We start from the raw sequence: 14826 nt of genomic DNA, 5'->3' as shown, positions 1-14826 counted from the left end.
AAAAATTCATCTCTGCTTGTATAATGGCGGCAGGCAAAACGGAAGCGAGTAAGCATGAAATCTATCCCGGGCGATATCCCGCAGTACCTGTTGATCAAGGCACAGCTTCAGGCGCGTATTCAGAGCGGTGCGTTGAAAAGCGGTGATAAACTGCCGTCTGAACGCGAACTGTGCGCGATCTTCAACACCACGCGAATTACTATTCGCGAAAGTCTGGCGCAGCTGGAGTCCAGTGGGCTTATCTGGCGCGCCGATCGTCGCGGTTGGTTCGTTACGCCGGAACGCCTGTGGCTGGATCCGACCCAGAACACCAACTTCCATAAGCTTTGCCGCGAGCAGGGGCGGGAGCCAAAAACCGCGCTACTGAGCGGCGTGTTAACCACCGTGCCTGTCGAGGTCATGGAGCCCCTCCAGCTCCAGCCATTTGATCAAATCTATCTGCTGACCCGTCTGCGTTACGCCGATGGCCGCGCCGTGTGCTACTGCGAAAACCATTGTTTGCCCGCCCGCGTGCCTGAGCTGCTGCAGTACGATCTCAACGGCAGCCTGACCGAGGTATACGAGTCGCACTACAACCTCATCTATACCAGCATGCATCTGTCGTTCTACCCCACCGCCATGCCTGCGCAGGCCGCACATGCGCTGGGAGTTATGGAAGGACGCCCGGCGCTGTTGCTGCGCCGTCTGAACTACGATCAACACGGGCGAGTGCTGGATCTGGATATCGAATACTGGCGTCACGACAGCCTGCGTATTGAGGTAGATACCCACTAGCGGATGCGCCGGATGTTGGCTGCGGGACTTATCCGGCCTACCAATCGTATCGTCTCACGGCTATCCGGATAAGCGCAGCATCATCCAGCGTGGACTGATTTATTTCTCTTTCATCGTTTTGTCATATAAGCCGTTTAGCGTAAAAAGCAAACCTGGTATAGGCCAGAAAATGCAACGTACGCTATGAGGCTATTACGATGAAACTTTCCCGACTTGCTCTGCTGTCTGTCTTCGCTCTCGCCAGCGCCCCGTCATGGGCGGAATCGGTGGTCACGGTGTACTCCATCGACGGGCTGCACGATGGCGATAACAGCTGGTACCAGGTGCAGTTTGACGCATTCACCAAAGCGACCGGCATTACCGTACGCTATGTTGAAGGCGGTGGTGGCGTGGTAGTGGAACGTCTGGCAAAAGAGCGTACGAATCCACAGGCCGACGTGCTGGTAACCGCGCCGCCATTCATTCAGCGCGCCGCCGCCGAAAAGCTGCTGGCGAACTTTAACACCGACGCCGCCTCGGCTATCCCCGATGCCAACAACCTTTATTCGCCGCTGGTAAAGAACTATCTGAGCTTTATCTACAACAGCAAGCTGCTGAAAACTGCCCCGGCGAGCTGGCAGGATCTGCTTGACGGTAAATTCAAAAATAAACTCCAGTATTCCACGCCAGGTCAGGCCGCTGACGGCACGGCGGTGATGCTGCAGGCTTTCCACAGCTTCGGCAGTAAAGATGCCGGTTTTGCGTATCTCGGCAAGCTGCAGGCCAATAACGTCGGGCCATCTGCCTCTACCGGCAAGCTAACCGCGCTGGTTAATAAAGGTGAAATCTACGTCGCTAACGGCGACCTGCAAATGAACCTCGCGCAGATGGAACGTAACCCGAACGTGAAAATCTTCTGGCCGGCCAACGACAAAGGCGAGCGCAGCGCGCTGGCCATCCCTTATGTCATTGGCCTGGTCCAGGGGGCGCCGCAGAGTGAAAATGGTAAAAAGCTGATTAACTTCCTGCTGAGTAAAGAAGCGCAGACTCGCGTCAGCGAACTCTCCTGGGGAATGCCGGTACGCAGCGACGTGACGCCGAGCGACGAACATTACAAGGCCGCCACTGCCGCGTTGGAAGGCGTGCAGAGCTGGCAGCCAAATTGGGATGACGTAGCCGTTTCGCTGTCGGCAGATATTAGCCGTTGGCACAAAGTGACCGAAAGCGAGTAAGCCTGATGCTGATGAAAACGACCGCCGTTCACGCCCCTGCATCGCAGGGGACATCGGGGATAGTCCTCGACTCGCTGCGCGTTGCGTATCACGGCAACGTGGTGCTTAAACCGCTCTCTTTGACGATTGAACCTGGCGAAGTGCTGGCGCTGATTGGCCCATCAGGATCTGGAAAAACGACGGTGCTGCGTGCGGTGGCGGGCTTTGTGCAACCTGCAGGCGGTCGTATTCTGATTGGCGATACGGACGTCACCCATCTGCCACCCTATAAACGCGGGTTGGCGATGGTGGTGCAGAACTACGCCTTGTTCCCGCATCTGAAAGTGGAAGACAACGTCGCTTTTGGCCTGCGTGCGCAGAAGCAGCCAAAGGCGCTAATTAATGAGCGTGTAACGCAGGCGCTGAAAACGGTTGGCATGAGTGATTACGCCGCCCGTTATCCGCATCAACTTTCCGGCGGCCAGCAGCAACGCGTGGCCATCGCCCGCGCGATTGCCGTGCGCCCGCGCGTGCTGTTGCTGGATGAACCACTGTCAGCGCTGGACGCACAGATTCGTCATAATATGGTGGAAGAAATCGCCCGTCTTCACCGTGAGCTGCCGGAACTCACTATTCTCTACGTCACCCACGATCAAACGGAAGCGCTCACTCTGGCCGATAAAATCGGCATTATGAAGGATGGCTCGCTGATTGCTCACGGCGAAACCCGCGCGCTATATCAGCATCCGCCCAATCGTTTTGCCGCCGAATTCTTAGGTCGCGCCAATATTCTCTCCGCTATCGCGCTGGGGATAACGGAGGCTCCGGGGCTGGTGGACGTCAGCTGCGGCGGTGCGGTGATTCGCGCGTTCAGCCGGGGCAGCCACCACGGTTACAACAAACTGCTGTGCATTCGTCCTCAGCACCTCAGCCTGACGCCGCGTTCGGCCTACAGCAACCGCTTCAACGCCACACTGCAATCGGTGCACTGGCAGGGCGATTTAACCCATCTGCTGTGTGACGTTGCTGGCGAAACGGTGCGGATGGTGTTGACGCATGTCAATCCGCTGCCGCGCGTGGGCGACAAGCTGGCGCTGTGGTTCGAACCGGATGATGCGGTCCTGATTGAGGTATAACCATGTCACTCATTTTACCTCTGGAAAAACCGGCGCTTAACCTACGCCCACTGCTGTGGCTGCTGCTCCCGTTGCTGGTGCTGGCGACGCTGTTTTTCTGGCCTCTGTCGCTCATCGTTGAACAGGCGCTACGCGGTGCCAATGGCGAGATCGGGCTCGAGACCTTCCGGCAGGTGGTCGACTCGAAACGCTTTGTCGGCGCGTTGCTGAACACGTTGCAAATCGCCTTTTTCGCCACCGCCGGTTGCCTGCTGCTGGGCAGCGTGATGTCGCTGATTCTGGTGTTTATTCCTTTCCCCGGCAGCGAGTTGATTGGTCGGGTCGTCGATACTTTTATTGCGCTGCCGACCTTCCTGATTACGCTGGCGTTCACCTTTATTTATGGGTCAGCGGGTCTGCTCAACGGTGCGCTGATGAGCCTGTTTGCCTTTGAGCTACCGCCGGTGGATTTTCTCTACTCGATGCAGGGCGTCATTCTGGCGGAGATCACGGTGTTCACTCCGCTGGTGATGCGGCCACTGATGGCCGCGCTGCGGCAAATTGATAAAAGCCAGCTAGAGGCAGCCAGTATTCTGGGGGCGCACCCGTTACGGGTGATTGGGCAGGTGATTTTCCCGGCGGCGCTACCGGCGCTGATGGCTGGTGGCAGCCTGTGCCTACTGTTGACCACTAACGAGTTCGGCATCGTACTGTTTATTGGCGCGAAAGGGGTTAACACCCTGCCGATGATGGTTTACAGCAAAGCGATTCTGGAGTCCGACTATACGGTCGCCTGCATGATTGCGTTGATTAACATTGTCTTGTCGCTGGGGCTGTTCTCCCTCTATCGCCTGGCGGCATCGCGTACCGGCGTAAGGAGCTAGCCATGCTAATTTGGTCACCTAAAGGACGCGCAGCGGCGGGCGTTGTGGCTAGCGTACTGTTTATCGTGTTCTTTTTCCTGCCGCTGGCGGTGATTCTGATGTCCAGCCTTAGCCAGCAGTGGAACGGTATTCTGCCGAGTGGCTTCACGCTGAACCACTTTGTTAACGCTCTGCACGGTGCGGCATGGGATGCCCTACTTGCCAGCCTCACGATTGGCTTTTGCGCCAGCCTGTTTGCGCTGCTTTGCGGCGTTTGGGCGGCGCTGGCGCTGCGTCAATATGGGGTGAAAACGCAGAAGTGGTTAAGTATGGTGTTCTATCTGCCGAGTGCGATTCCGTCAGTGTCCGTGGGTCTGGGCATTCTGGTTGCTTTCAGCCAGGGGCCATTGCAAATGAACGGCACCCTATGGATTGTGCTGACAGCGCACTTTGTGCTGATTTCCGCCTTTACCTTCAGTAACGTGTCGACCGGACTGGCGCGCATTTCCGCCGATATTGAAAACGTCGCGTCGAGTCTGGGGGCATCGCCCTGGTATCGTCTGCGTCACGTGACGTTGCCGTTATTGATGCCGTGGATGGTGTCAGCGCTGGCGCTGAGTTTATCGCTCTCCATGGGGGAGTTGGGCGCGACGATGATGATTTATCCACCGGGCTGGACGACGCTGCCGGTAGCTATCTTTAGCCTGACCGACCGTGGAAATATTGCCGACGGCGCGGCGCTGACTATTGTGCTGGTGGCCATTACGCTGCTGCTGATGATGAAGCTGGAGCGCATTGCAAAACGGTTGGGGCAGAAATAAAACGGTAGGCCGGGTAGGACATAGCCGCCACCCGGCAAAGGAATTACGGACGATACACTTTCACGTTTTCAAAGCCCTGCTCGCGCAGATAGAGCGCCTGCAGGCGGCTCATTACCCCGCGTTCGCACCACAGCAGCCAGGTTTTGCTCTGATCGAGGTCGCCAAATTTAGTGCTCAGCTTGTAGAACGGCAGCGAAACGACGTCCACACCTTCCACTTTCAGCGGCTTGTCATCCTGCTCATCCACAGAACGGATATCCAGAATCACGTCGTTCGGGCCGAAACCGCTCACGGTTTCTACTTCCACCACCTCCTGCTGGGTCTGCTGGGCGATTTCACGAATATCGACGTTGTTCGCTTCTTCTACCACCTTATCGAGAATACTGAAGTCGAAATTTTCTTCTTCAGCTTCAATTTTCGCTTTAATGGCTTTCACCGTCGGACTTTTTGAAATCACGCCACAGTATTCCGGCATCGTACGGGCAAAATCTTCCGTACCAATCTGGCGCGCCAGGTTGATAATGTGCTCTTTATCGTAAGAGATCAGCGGGCGCAGGATCAGCGTGTCAGACACGTTATCGATCAAGCGCAAGTTGGTTAGCGTCTGGCTGGACACCTGGCCCAGCGCTTCGCCGGTCACCAGCGCCTGTACGCCGTAACGTTCCGCTACTTTCGACGCCGCGCGTACCATCATACGTTTGAGCACCACGCCCATCTGGCCGTCGTCAACTTTCTCCAGAATCTCGCCGACCACCGGTTCGAAGTTAATCGCCACAAAACGCACGCGATGGGAGCTGCCAAAGCGGTTCCACAGGTAATGCGCCACCTGGCGAACACCGATTTCATGCGCCGCGCCGCCAAGGTTAAAGAAGCAGTAGTGTACGCGACAGCCGCGACGCATCAGCATATAGCTGGAGACGCCGGAGTCAAAACCGCCGGAGATCAGCGACAGCACGTCTTCCTGGGTGCCAATCGGGAAACCGCCAATACCTTCATAACGCCCTTTGATCAGCAGCAGGCGATCATCTTCCACTTCCAGATGCACCGTCACATCCGGGTTAGTGAGCTTCACGCGCGCCGATTCAATATGCTGATTTAATCCGCCGCCGACATAGCGCTCCACCTCAATGGAGCTAAACTCATGCTTACCGCGACGTTTTACGCGCACGCAGAAGGTTTTGCCTTCAAGCTGCTCGCGATACTGCGCCAACGCTTTCTCGAAAATGTCGTGCATATCGGTGAACGGCACATCTTCGACTTCAAGAATATGGTGGATCCCCGGAATGCGGGTCAGCGCGTCGCGAATCGCCAGACGCTGGTTTTCATCTTTGGCGCGAACTTCAATGTTATCCCAGTGACGGACAACCGCGAGGGTCTCATCGTAGTGCTTTAAAACGTTACGGATGTTCCCGGTTAAAATTTTTATAAAGCGCAAACGCACAGATTGGCTTTTGATAGTGATTTCCGGGAACAATTTAATGATAAACTTCATGGCGGCAATGGTTCTTTAGCAAGCTATCTAAGGCTTGTCGTGGAGAAATAGTACAGCAGCCCATACCTACGGCTGCATCCAGGCGCGGAAGTATATCACTATCACGGACATCTTGCGCATTTCCCCTTACCATTGCGCGTTATTTGCTTATCAGTGTGAGTCCGTTACCATAGACTTGTGCTGCCATTACAGAGAGTCAAACAGTCATCATGCCGAAGAAAAATGAGGCGCCCGCCAGCTTTGAAACTGCGCTGAGCGAGCTGGAACATATTGTTACCCGCCTGGAAAGCGGCGATTTGCCGCTGGAAGACGCGCTGAATGAATTCGAGCGCGGCGTACAACTGGCGCGTCAGGGGCAGGCAAAACTGCAGCAGGCGGAACAGCGCGTGCAAATTTTGCTGTCTGATAATGAAGAGGCTTCACCTGAGCCTTTTATCGCGGATAATGAGTAAATGGACTTTACGCAGCAGCTACAGGCTTGCGTAACGCAAGCGAATCAGGCGCTGAGCCGTTTTATCGCGCCACTGCCCTTTCAGAACACTCCCGTGGTCGAAGCCATGCAGTATGGCGCATTATTAGGCGGTAAACGCCTGCGGCCATTTCTGGTTTACGCCACCGGTCAAATGTTTGGCGTCAGTACGGCAACGCTGGATGCGCCAGCTGCGGCGGTCGAATGCATTCATGCCTATTCGCTGATCCATGACGACCTGCCAGCGATGGACGATGACGATTTGCGTCGCGGCCTGCCGACTTGCCATATTAAATTTGGCGAAGCCAACGCAATCCTGGCGGGAGACGCGTTGCAAACGCTGGCGTTTGCCATTATCAGCGACGCGCCGATGCCGGAAGTCACCGATCGCGATCGTATCGCGATGATCGCCGAACTGGCGAACGCCAGCGGCATCGCCGGCATGTGCGGCGGTCAGGCATTGGATCTGGCGGCAGAAGGCCAGCGGATCACTCTGGACGCGCTGGAACGCATTCATCGCCATAAGACCGGCGCGCTCATTCGCGCCGCCGTTAGACTTGGCGCGTTGAGCGCGGGCGATAAAGGACGGAATACTCTGCCGATACTTGACCGCTATGCAGAGAGTATCGGCCTTGCCTTCCAGGTTCAGGATGACATTCTGGATGTGGTGGGCGATACTGCAACGTTAGGTAAACGTCAGGGCGCAGACCAGCAGCTTGGCAAAAGTACCTATCCTGCACTTCTGGGTCTTGAGCAAGCCCGGAATAAAGCCCGGGACCTGATAGAGGACGCCCGTCAGTCGTTACATCAGCTGGCCGCGCAATCACTGGACACCTCGGCACTGGAAGCGCTAGCGAACTACATAATCCAGCGTGATAAATAAACCCCATATCCAATGAGCTTGCGATGAGTTTTGATATAGCCAAATACCCTACCCTGGCATTGGTCGACTCCACCCAGGAGTTACGACTGTTACCGAAAGAGAGTCTGCCGAAACTCTGCGACGAGCTACGCCGCTACTTACTCGACAGCGTAAGCCGTTCCAGCGGGCATTTCGCTTCCGGGCTGGGCACGGTAGAACTTACCGTGGCGCTGCATTATGTCTACAACACCCCGTTTGACCAGCTAATCTGGGATGTTGGACACCAGGCTTATCCACATAAAATCCTTACCGGTCGTCGCGACAAAATCGGCACCATTCGCCAGAAAGGCGGTCTGCACCCGTTCCCGTGGCGCGGAGAAAGCGAATACGATGTGCTGAGCGTTGGGCATTCCTCCACCTCCATCAGCGCCGGTATCGGTATTGCCGTAGCGGCGGAGAAAGAAGGCAAAGATCGCCGCACCGTCTGTGTGATTGGCGACGGCGCCATCACCGCCGGTATGGCGTTTGAAGCAATGAATCACGCAGGCGATATCCGGCCCGACATGCTGGTCATTCTGAACGACAATGAAATGTCGATTTCGGAAAACGTCGGCGCGCTCAACAACCATCTGGCGCAGCTACTTTCCGGTAAGCTTTACTCTTCTCTGCGCGAAGGCGGAAAAAAGGTCTTCTCCGGCGTACCGCCAATTAAAGAACTGCTCAAGCGTACCGAAGAACATATTAAAGGCATGGTTGTGCCGGGAACCCTGTTCGAAGAGCTGGGCTTTAACTACATCGGGCCGGTCGATGGTCACGATGTCATGGGGCTTATCAGCACATTGAAGAACATGCGTGACCTGAAAGGCCCGCAGTTCCTGCATATCATGACCAAGAAAGGCCGCGGTTATGAGCCCGCGGAAAAAGATCCGATCACTTTCCATGCGGTGCCTAAATTTGATCCCTCCAGCGGATGTTTGCCGAAAAGCAGCGGCGGTCTGCCAGGTTATTCAAAAATCTTCGGTGACTGGCTGTGTGAAACTGCCGCCAAAGACAGCAAGCTGATGGCGATCACCCCGGCAATGCGCGAAGGTTCCGGCATGGTGGAATTTTCACGTAAATTCCCGGATCGCTATTTTGACGTCGCCATCGCCGAACAGCATGCCGTCACCTTCGCCGCAGGCCTGGCGATTGGCGGCTATAAGCCCGTCGTGGCGATCTACTCTACTTTCCTGCAACGCGCCTACGATCAGGTCATCCATGACGTCGCTATCCAGAAACTGCCGGTCATGTTCGCCATCGATCGCGCCGGTATCGTTGGCGCGGATGGGCAAACACACCAGGGCGCGTTCGATCTCTCCTATCTGCGCTGCATCCCGGATATGGTGATCATGACGCCAAGCGACGAGAACGAATGTCGCCAGATGTTATTTACCGGGTATCACTATAACGACGGCCCGACGGCAGTACGTTATCCACGCGGTAATGCGCAGGGCGTGGCGCTAACCCCGCTGGAAAAACTGCCTATTGGTAAAGGCCTTGTGAAGCGTCATGGCGAAAAACTGGCGATTCTGAACTTTGGCACCTTAATGCCTGAGGCGGCGAAAGTCGCCGAAGCGCTGAACGCCACGCTGGTCGACATGCGCTTTGTTAAGCCGCTGGACGACACGTTAATTCTGGAGATGGCCGCGCAGCATGACGCGCTGGTGACGCTGGAAGAAAACGCCATTATGGGCGGCGCTGGCAGCGGCGTAAACGAAGTGCTAATGGCCCATCGTAAACCTGTACCTGTGCTGAATATCGGTCTTCCGGATTTCTTTATCCCGCAAGGAACGCAGGAAGAAGCCCGCGCGGAACTGGGGCTTGACGCCGCAGGCATTGAAGCCAAAATCAAGGCCTGGCTGGCATAATCCCCTCTTTGCTCCTGCTATGCTTGAAGAGTGACGGGTATAACAGGAGCGGAGTCATGCAATACAACACGTTAGGAAATACAGATCTTCAGGTGTCCCGCCTTTGTCTGGGCTGTATGACGTTCGGCGAGCCGAGTCGCGGCAATCACGCCTGGACGCTTCCCGAAGAGAGCAGCCGTCCCATCATCAAGCGCGCCCTTGAGGGCGGCATTAACTTTTTTGATACCGCCAACAGCTACTCCGACGGCAGCAGCGAAGAGATTGTCGGCCGCGCGCTGCGTGATTTCGCCCGGCGCGACGAGGTGGTGGTAGCGACGAAAGTCTTCCATCGCGTCGGCGATCTGCCGGAAGGATTGTCCCGCGCGCAAATCCTGCGCTCTATTGACGATAGCCTCACCCGTCTGGGAATGGAGTATGTCGATATCCTGCAAATCCACCGCTGGGATTACACCACGCCGATAGAAGAGACTCTGGAAGCGCTAAACGACGTGGTGAAGGCGGGTAAAGCCCGCTATATCGGCGCTTCCTCAATGCACGCCTCACAATTTGCCCAGGCACTGGCGCTACAAAAACAACACGGCTGGGCGCCGTTTGTCACCATGCAGGATCACTATAACCTGATCTACCGCGAGGAAGAGCGAGAGATGCTACCGCTGTGCTGGCAGGAAGGCGTTGCCGTGATTCCGTGGAGTCCGCTGGCGCGCGGGCGCTTAACTCGCCCCTGGGGAGAAACCACGGCCCGGCTGGTCTCGGATGACGTGGGCAAAAATTTATACGCTGAAAGCGATAAAAATGATGCGCAAATAGCGGAACGGCTGGCTGGCGTCAGCGAGGCGCTTGGCGCAACGCGAGCGCAGGTTGCGCTGGCCTGGCTACTCAGCAAACGAGGCGTCGCCGCGCCGATTATCGGCGCTTCGCGTGAAGAGCAGTTAGATGAGTTGCTGAATGCCGTTGATTTAACGCTCAAACCGGAGCAGATTGCCGAACTCGAAACACCGTACAAACAGCATCCGGTGGTGGGATTTAAATAATCTGCCATTGCTCGATGGCGCGGCGCTTATCGGGCCTGTGAAATCGACATATTGTTCGGGGGTAGGCCGGATAAGGCATTTACGCCGCCATCCGGCAAACCCTTTAAATAATACCGAGCGGCCAGTGATGACCGATAAAATACAGTATGCCGGCGGATATCACGCCGGCGACGATATCATCGATCATAATCCCCATGCCGCCGTGCACGTTGCGATCAAACCAACGGATCGGCCAGGGTTTCCACATATCCAGAATGCGGAAAATAACGAACCCGGCAGCCACCCACTGCCAGTCCGTCGTCGGCAACGCCATTAGCGTTATCCACATACCGATAAATTCATCCCAGACAATACTGCCGTGGTCGTGTACGCCCATATCTTTCGCCGTCTGATGGCAAAGATAAACGCCAATACAGATCCCAAACATCACGACCAGCGAATAAAGCTGCCACGGCAGAAACGTCATCAGATACCAGAAGGGGATCGCCGCCAGAGAGCCCATCGTACCCGGCACCACGGGGCTCAGCCCGCTGCCAAAGCCGGTAGCGAGCAGATGCCACGGATTGCGCAAATTCAGGCGGCTTTTCGCAACATCTTTATGGCGTGGCAAAATGGTCATATCCTTTCCAGTCAAAAGTGACAGGTTCTCCGTCACGCACAAAGGCGATCCCTTCGATATCCGCCGTCATTTGCCCGATACAGGTAAACGGCACGCCCAGATGACCAAGCGCGACATCCAGCGCGCCACGGTTCAGCTCCGGGACGGTAAAGCACAGTTCATAATCTTCGCCGCCGGATAACATCCAGCGAAGCTTTTGTTCGGGATCATTGGCATGTCCCCACAGTTCTTCGGAGTCAGGCAGCGCCTCCAAATCGATTCGCGCGCCGCAGTTGCTGGCTTGCAGAATGTGACCAAGATCGGAGATCAAACCGTCGGAAAGATCGATCGCCGAACTGGCGAGATCGCGTAGCGCCTGTCCTTGTAAAATACGCGGCGTCGGGCGCAGATGGCGTTTGACCAGATAGTCGGCATCCCCCCAGCTTCCCACGCGAAAATCACCCCGTAGAATCGCCAGCCCGGCAGCGCTATCGCCCAACGTGCCAGTAACATAAATCCAGTCGCCCGGTTTTGCGCCAGAACGTTTCAGCGCCCGACCGGCTGGCACAAGGCCATGAATACCGAGCGTCATCGACAGCGGGCCGCGCGTGGTATCGCCGCCAATGAGCTGCATGTCGTAGTAATCCAGTTGTTCAAACAGGCTGTCGCTGAACGCGGCAAGCCACGCCTCATCGACGTCAGGAAGCGTGAGCGCCAGCGTTAACCATGCCGGATCGGCGCCCATCGCCGCCAGATCGCTTAAATTCACCGCCAGCGCTTTATACGCCAGATCGGCAGGATCGATATCGGGTAAGAAATGGATGCCCGCCACCAGCGTATCGGTACTGATCGCCAGGGTCTGTTTTTCAGGAATATTCAGGAGCGCGCAATCGTCGCCAATACCGGTTTCAACATCAAGACGAGAGCTTCTTACACGGTCAAAATAACGGGCAATCAGGGAAAACTCGCCACATGCCATACGTTATGCCTCAGCAGAAAAAAAGAAAAGGCCGGAGACGGCGGGTATCGATCGCCCGCTATCTTTCCGGCCTGTGAATCACTTTTTGTTGGGACGAATCACCGGAGCTGCTTTATCCAGTACGCCGTTGACGAATTTGTGGCTGTCTTCAGCGCCAAAGGTTTTCGCCAGTTCAATCGCTTCGTTGATGGCCACTTTATAAGGCACATCGCTGCGTTTTGACAGCTCAAACAACGCAATACGCAGCACGGCTTTTTCAACCTGTCCCAGCTCTTCAAGCAGGCGGGACAGATACGGTTTCATTAAACCATCCAGGTACGCGCTGTTAGTCGCCACCCCGGATAGCAGTTCACGGAAATAGAGAACGTCGACGTCTTTTACGTCCTGTTCCGCCAGGAACTGGTATTCAACATCAGCGATGTCGTTCTGGGACAACTGCCAGGAGTAAAGCGCCTGGACGGCACACTCACGGGCGCGGCGACGAGCAGCAGGTTTCACGGAATTCCCCTTACAAAAAATCAGGCCTTAATGGCTTTCAATACATTAATCATTTCAAGCGCGGTCAGCGCAGCTTCTGCGCCTTTATTACCGGCTTTTGTACCAGCACGTTCGATGGCTTGTTCAATACTCTCGGTGGTCAGAACACCAAAGGCTACCGGCACGCCGCTGTCCTGGGCAACGCTTGCCAGGCCATTGCTGGCGCCGCCTGCCACATATTCAAAGTGCGCAGTCCCCCCGCGAATCACGGTTCCCAGCGCAACCACGGCGTCGTATTTACCGCTTTTCGCCAGCGCTTCGGTCGCCAGCGGCAGTTCATAGGCGCCAGGCACCCACACTACGGTAATATTATCATCTTTTACCTGACCAATACGCGTCAGGGCATCAACCGCGCCATCCAGCAGGCTGTCGTTGATAAACTGATTGAAACGCGCAATAGTGATGGCGACACGAGCGTCAGGGGCTGCAACGTTAGCTTTAATAATGTTCATATTCTCTCTTCCAGGGTTCATTTGGCCCCGCAGGGGGGCGGATTTTATCATAATAATTTGAGCGCTGCTCCCCTTTCGACGGGAGAACTCATGCGCTCACCATATGCAGGCAAACATCCGGGCCGACATGACGTATTTCGCTGAAGGTAAATTGCGGCGCGTCGGCGAGCTTCTCAAGCCCCGGCAATTCGCATAATCCCCGCGCCTGGGTTCCCAACAATTTAGGCGCGACATAGACAATCAGTTCATCCACCAGCCCGGCTTGCAGCAACGCGCCCGCCAGTCCCGGTCCGGCTTCAACCCATATGCTATTAATCTGCTGCCTGCCTAACTGCATCATCAGCACAACCAGATCCAAATGTCCGTTGTGCGCCGGCACGCTGATAGTACGAACCGAATCGGGCCACGCGCGGCTATCTTCCTGGGTACGCGCGATCCACGTTTCGCCAGGCTGCTGCACAATACGATGCGCAGGCGTTACCCGGTTTTGGCTGTCGATAACAATTCGCACCGGCTGGCGCAGATTTTCCTGCGGGTAAGACGCCTGCGTAGAGGCGTCTAACTCCGCCCAACGCACCGTCAAGGCCGGATCGTCAGCCAATACCGTCGCGCTACTGGTTAAGATAGCGTGACTTTGCGCACGCAAGCGCTGAACGTCGCGCCGGGCCTGCGGCGAGGTGATCCACTGGCTTTCGCCGCTGGCCATCGCCGTCCGTCCATCCACGGAGGCGCCCAGTTTAAGCTGAAGATAAGGGAATCCGGTACGCATCCGCTTGAGGAAGCCTTTATTGAGCGCCTCCGCTTCACTCATCATTAACCCGTGGCTGACCGCAATACCCGCCTGTTGCAGACGATACAGTCCGCGCCCGGCGACCTGTGGGTTCGGGTCCTGCATCGCGGCGACCACGCGCGCGACGCCGGCCGCAATCAGCGCATCGCAACATGGCGGCGTTCGCCCATGATGGCTACAGGGTTCAAGCGTGACATAGGCGGTTGCGCCTTTGGCTTTTGCGCCCGCCATCCGCAGCGCATGGACCTCGGCGTGCGGCTCTCCGGCGCGATGGTGATAACCTTCGCCGACGATGTCGCCATTGTTAACAATGACACAGCCGACATTAGGGTTCGGGTGAGTGGTGAAACGTCCACGCTGCGCCAGTTTGAGCGCTCGCGCCATGTAAAACTCATCCTGCATGGCTTAGTCCTGTAGGCGAGCGATTTCTTCGCCAAAGTCTTTGATATCTTCGAAACTGCGATAGACGGAGGCAAAGCGAATATACGCGACTTTATCGAGTTTTTTCAGCTGCTCCATGACCAGGTTGCCAATCATCTTGCTGGGAACTTCACGCTCCCCAGTGGCACGTAATTGTGACTTAATATGGTTCAATGCCATTTCAACATCATCTGCGCTGACGGGTCTTTTTTCCAGCGCTCTCAACATGCCGCTACGCAGCTTATCCTCATTAAAGGGTTCGCGCACATCGTTGCTTTTTATCACGCGCGGCATGACCAGTTCAGCCACTTCAAAGGTCGTAAAGCGTTCATTACACACCAGGCACTGCCGACGGCGGCGCACGGACGAGCCCTCGCCTACAAGACGAGAGTCAATGACTTTGGTATCTACGGCGAAACAAAATGGGCAATGCATACGGCGTCCTGACCAGATGATTTAGGAAATGCTATTTTACCCTGAACTGGCGCGACAACAAAGGCGGAGCGCTTTTGAGATAAAGGATCGG

Annotated in this window: 16 protein-coding genes; 9 read left to right on the top strand and 7 right to left on the bottom strand. The window is 56.0% G+C overall.

The window, feature by feature from the left end; translation table 11 throughout:
* Positions 1–54 precede the first annotated feature (54 nt).
* The 5 genes from phnR to phnV all read left to right on the top strand — a co-directional run bounded on the left by phnR (position 55) and on the right by phnV (position 4763).
* Entirely contained in the window at positions 55–774 is a 720-nt protein-coding gene (phnR, locus tag ACH0VJ_RS19930) for a phosphonate utilization transcriptional regulator PhnR (RefSeq protein ID WP_000836266.1), read from the top strand.
* Positions 775–971: 197 nt separating this feature from the next.
* The gene (phnS, locus tag ACH0VJ_RS19925; protein WP_000778008.1) at positions 972–1985 is read left to right on the top strand and encodes a 2-aminoethylphosphonate ABC transporter substrate-binding protein; all 1014 of its coding nucleotides are present in this window, start codon (positions 972–974) and stop codon (positions 1983–1985) included.
* Between the two features lie 5 nt (positions 1986–1990).
* Positions 1991–3100, top strand: coding sequence for a 2-aminoethylphosphonate ABC transport system ATP-binding subunit PhnT (gene phnT, locus ACH0VJ_RS19920; RefSeq protein ID WP_000928787.1), 1110 nt, complete (start codon positions 1991–1993; stop codon positions 3098–3100).
* 2 nt (positions 3101–3102) lie between these two features.
* Positions 3103–3963, top strand: a complete 861-nt coding sequence (gene phnU / locus ACH0VJ_RS19915) for a 2-aminoethylphosphonate ABC transporter permease subunit (RefSeq protein ID WP_000052713.1) — start codon at positions 3103–3105, stop codon at positions 3961–3963.
* Between the two features lie 2 nt (positions 3964–3965).
* Entirely contained in the window at positions 3966–4763 is a 798-nt protein-coding gene (phnV, locus tag ACH0VJ_RS19910) for a 2-aminoethylphosphonate ABC transport system, membrane component PhnV (protein ID WP_000909793.1), read from the top strand.
* A 43-nt stretch (positions 4764–4806) separates the two neighbouring features.
* Here phnV and thiI read toward each other — a convergent pair whose 3' ends face one another.
* Positions 4807–6255 carry a tRNA uracil 4-sulfurtransferase ThiI gene (gene thiI, locus ACH0VJ_RS19905; protein WP_000668652.1) on the bottom strand — a complete coding sequence of 483 codons (1449 nt, stop codon included), beginning with the start codon at positions 6253–6255 and terminating at the stop codon, positions 4807–4809.
* A 209-nt stretch (positions 6256–6464) separates the two neighbouring features.
* On the opposite strand from thiI, the gene xseB reads away from it, so the two are divergent.
* From xseB to ACH0VJ_RS19885, 4 genes are read left to right on the top strand one after another with little or no spacing between them, the layout of a single operon-like run.
* Positions 6465–6707: an exodeoxyribonuclease VII small subunit gene (gene xseB, locus ACH0VJ_RS19900; protein ID WP_001124944.1), complete on the top strand. Its 243-nt coding sequence runs from the start codon at positions 6465–6467 to the stop codon at positions 6705–6707.
* Positions 6708–7607, top strand: a complete 900-nt coding sequence (gene ispA, locus ACH0VJ_RS19895) for a (2E,6E)-farnesyl diphosphate synthase (protein WP_000348076.1) — start codon at positions 6708–6710, stop codon at positions 7605–7607.
* A gap of 23 nt (positions 7608–7630) precedes the next feature.
* Positions 7631–9493, top strand: coding sequence for a 1-deoxy-D-xylulose-5-phosphate synthase (dxs, locus tag ACH0VJ_RS19890; RefSeq protein WP_000006777.1), 1863 nt, complete (start codon positions 7631–7633; stop codon positions 9491–9493).
* Between the two features lie 56 nt (positions 9494–9549).
* Complete coding sequence (locus ACH0VJ_RS19885) at positions 9550–10524, top strand: aldo/keto reductase (protein WP_001199854.1); 975 nt, start codon at positions 9550–9552, stop codon at positions 10522–10524.
* Positions 10525–10627: 103 nt separating this feature from the next.
* Here the strand turns inward: ACH0VJ_RS19885 and pgpA are convergent, their stop codons facing one another.
* The 6 genes from pgpA to nrdR form a co-directional block, all read right to left on the bottom strand.
* On the bottom strand, positions 10628–11143 hold the full coding sequence (pgpA, locus tag ACH0VJ_RS19880; protein WP_000154063.1) for a phosphatidylglycerophosphatase A: 516 nt from the start codon (positions 11141–11143) through the stop codon (positions 10628–10630).
* Complete coding sequence (gene thiL / locus ACH0VJ_RS19875; protein WP_000752133.1) at positions 11121–12101, bottom strand: thiamine-phosphate kinase; 981 nt, start codon at positions 12099–12101, stop codon at positions 11121–11123. The genes pgpA and thiL overlap by 23 nt, the downstream gene beginning before the upstream one ends.
* Positions 12102–12179: 78 nt before the next feature.
* Positions 12180–12599, bottom strand: a complete 420-nt coding sequence (gene nusB, locus ACH0VJ_RS19870; RefSeq protein WP_000801129.1) for a transcription antitermination factor NusB — start codon at positions 12597–12599, stop codon at positions 12180–12182.
* Positions 12600–12619: 20 nt separating this feature from the next.
* On the bottom strand, positions 12620–13090 hold the full coding sequence (gene ribE, locus ACH0VJ_RS19865) for a 6,7-dimethyl-8-ribityllumazine synthase (RefSeq protein ID WP_001021372.1): 471 nt from the start codon (positions 13088–13090) through the stop codon (positions 12620–12622).
* A gap of 88 nt (positions 13091–13178) precedes the next feature.
* A complete protein-coding gene (gene ribD / locus ACH0VJ_RS19860; protein WP_001150218.1) occupies positions 13179–14282 on the bottom strand; it encodes a bifunctional diaminohydroxyphosphoribosylaminopyrimidine deaminase/5-amino-6-(5-phosphoribosylamino)uracil reductase RibD in 1104 nt (367 codons plus the stop codon).
* Positions 14283–14285: 3 nt separating this feature from the next.
* On the bottom strand, positions 14286–14735 hold the full coding sequence (nrdR, locus tag ACH0VJ_RS19855) for a transcriptional regulator NrdR (RefSeq protein WP_000543533.1): 450 nt from the start codon (positions 14733–14735) through the stop codon (positions 14286–14288).
* Positions 14736–14826 lie beyond the last annotated feature (91 nt).

Origin of the sequence: Salmonella sp. 2020_1459 (genome assembly GCF_043847915.1) — a bacterium.
Lineage (GTDB): Bacteria > Pseudomonadota > Gammaproteobacteria > Enterobacterales > Enterobacteriaceae > Salmonella > Salmonella enterica.
The sequence above is the reverse complement of the archived record's forward strand: the minus strand, read 5'-3'. Positions and strand labels throughout refer to the sequence as shown.

What these genes read in the sequence shown, in the direction of transcription:
- ispA (WP_000348076.1), top strand. Translation starts at nt 6,708, where the DNA reads ATGGACTTTACGCAGCAGCTACAGGCTTGCGTAACGCAAGCGAATCAG.
- nrdR (WP_000543533.1), bottom strand. Translation starts at nt 14,735, where the DNA reads ATGCATTGCCCATTTTGTTTCGCCGTAGATACCAAAGTCATTGACTCT.
- ACH0VJ_RS19885 (WP_001199854.1), top strand. Translation starts at nt 9,550, where the DNA reads ATGCAATACAACACGTTAGGAAATACAGATCTTCAGGTGTCCCGCCTT.
- ribD (WP_001150218.1), bottom strand. Translation starts at nt 14,282, where the DNA reads ATGCAGGATGAGTTTTACATGGCGCGAGCGCTCAAACTGGCGCAGCGT.
- ribE (WP_001021372.1), bottom strand. Translation starts at nt 13,090, where the DNA reads ATGAACATTATTAAAGCTAACGTTGCAGCCCCTGACGCTCGTGTCGCC.
- phnS (WP_000778008.1), top strand. Translation starts at nt 972, where the DNA reads ATGAAACTTTCCCGACTTGCTCTGCTGTCTGTCTTCGCTCTCGCCAGC.
- dxs (WP_000006777.1), top strand. Translation starts at nt 7,631, where the DNA reads ATGAGTTTTGATATAGCCAAATACCCTACCCTGGCATTGGTCGACTCC.
- phnU (WP_000052713.1), top strand. Translation starts at nt 3,103, where the DNA reads ATGTCACTCATTTTACCTCTGGAAAAACCGGCGCTTAACCTACGCCCA.
- xseB (WP_001124944.1), top strand. Translation starts at nt 6,465, where the DNA reads ATGCCGAAGAAAAATGAGGCGCCCGCCAGCTTTGAAACTGCGCTGAGC.
- pgpA (WP_000154063.1), bottom strand. Translation starts at nt 11,143, where the DNA reads ATGACCATTTTGCCACGCCATAAAGATGTTGCGAAAAGCCGCCTGAAT.
- thiL (WP_000752133.1), bottom strand. Translation starts at nt 12,101, where the DNA reads ATGGCATGTGGCGAGTTTTCCCTGATTGCCCGTTATTTTGACCGTGTA.
- thiI (WP_000668652.1), bottom strand. Translation starts at nt 6,255, where the DNA reads ATGAAGTTTATCATTAAATTGTTCCCGGAAATCACTATCAAAAGCCAA.
- phnV (WP_000909793.1), top strand. Translation starts at nt 3,966, where the DNA reads ATGCTAATTTGGTCACCTAAAGGACGCGCAGCGGCGGGCGTTGTGGCT.
- phnT (WP_000928787.1), top strand. Translation starts at nt 1,991, where the DNA reads ATGCTGATGAAAACGACCGCCGTTCACGCCCCTGCATCGCAGGGGACA.
- phnR (WP_000836266.1), top strand. Translation starts at nt 55, where the DNA reads ATGAAATCTATCCCGGGCGATATCCCGCAGTACCTGTTGATCAAGGCA.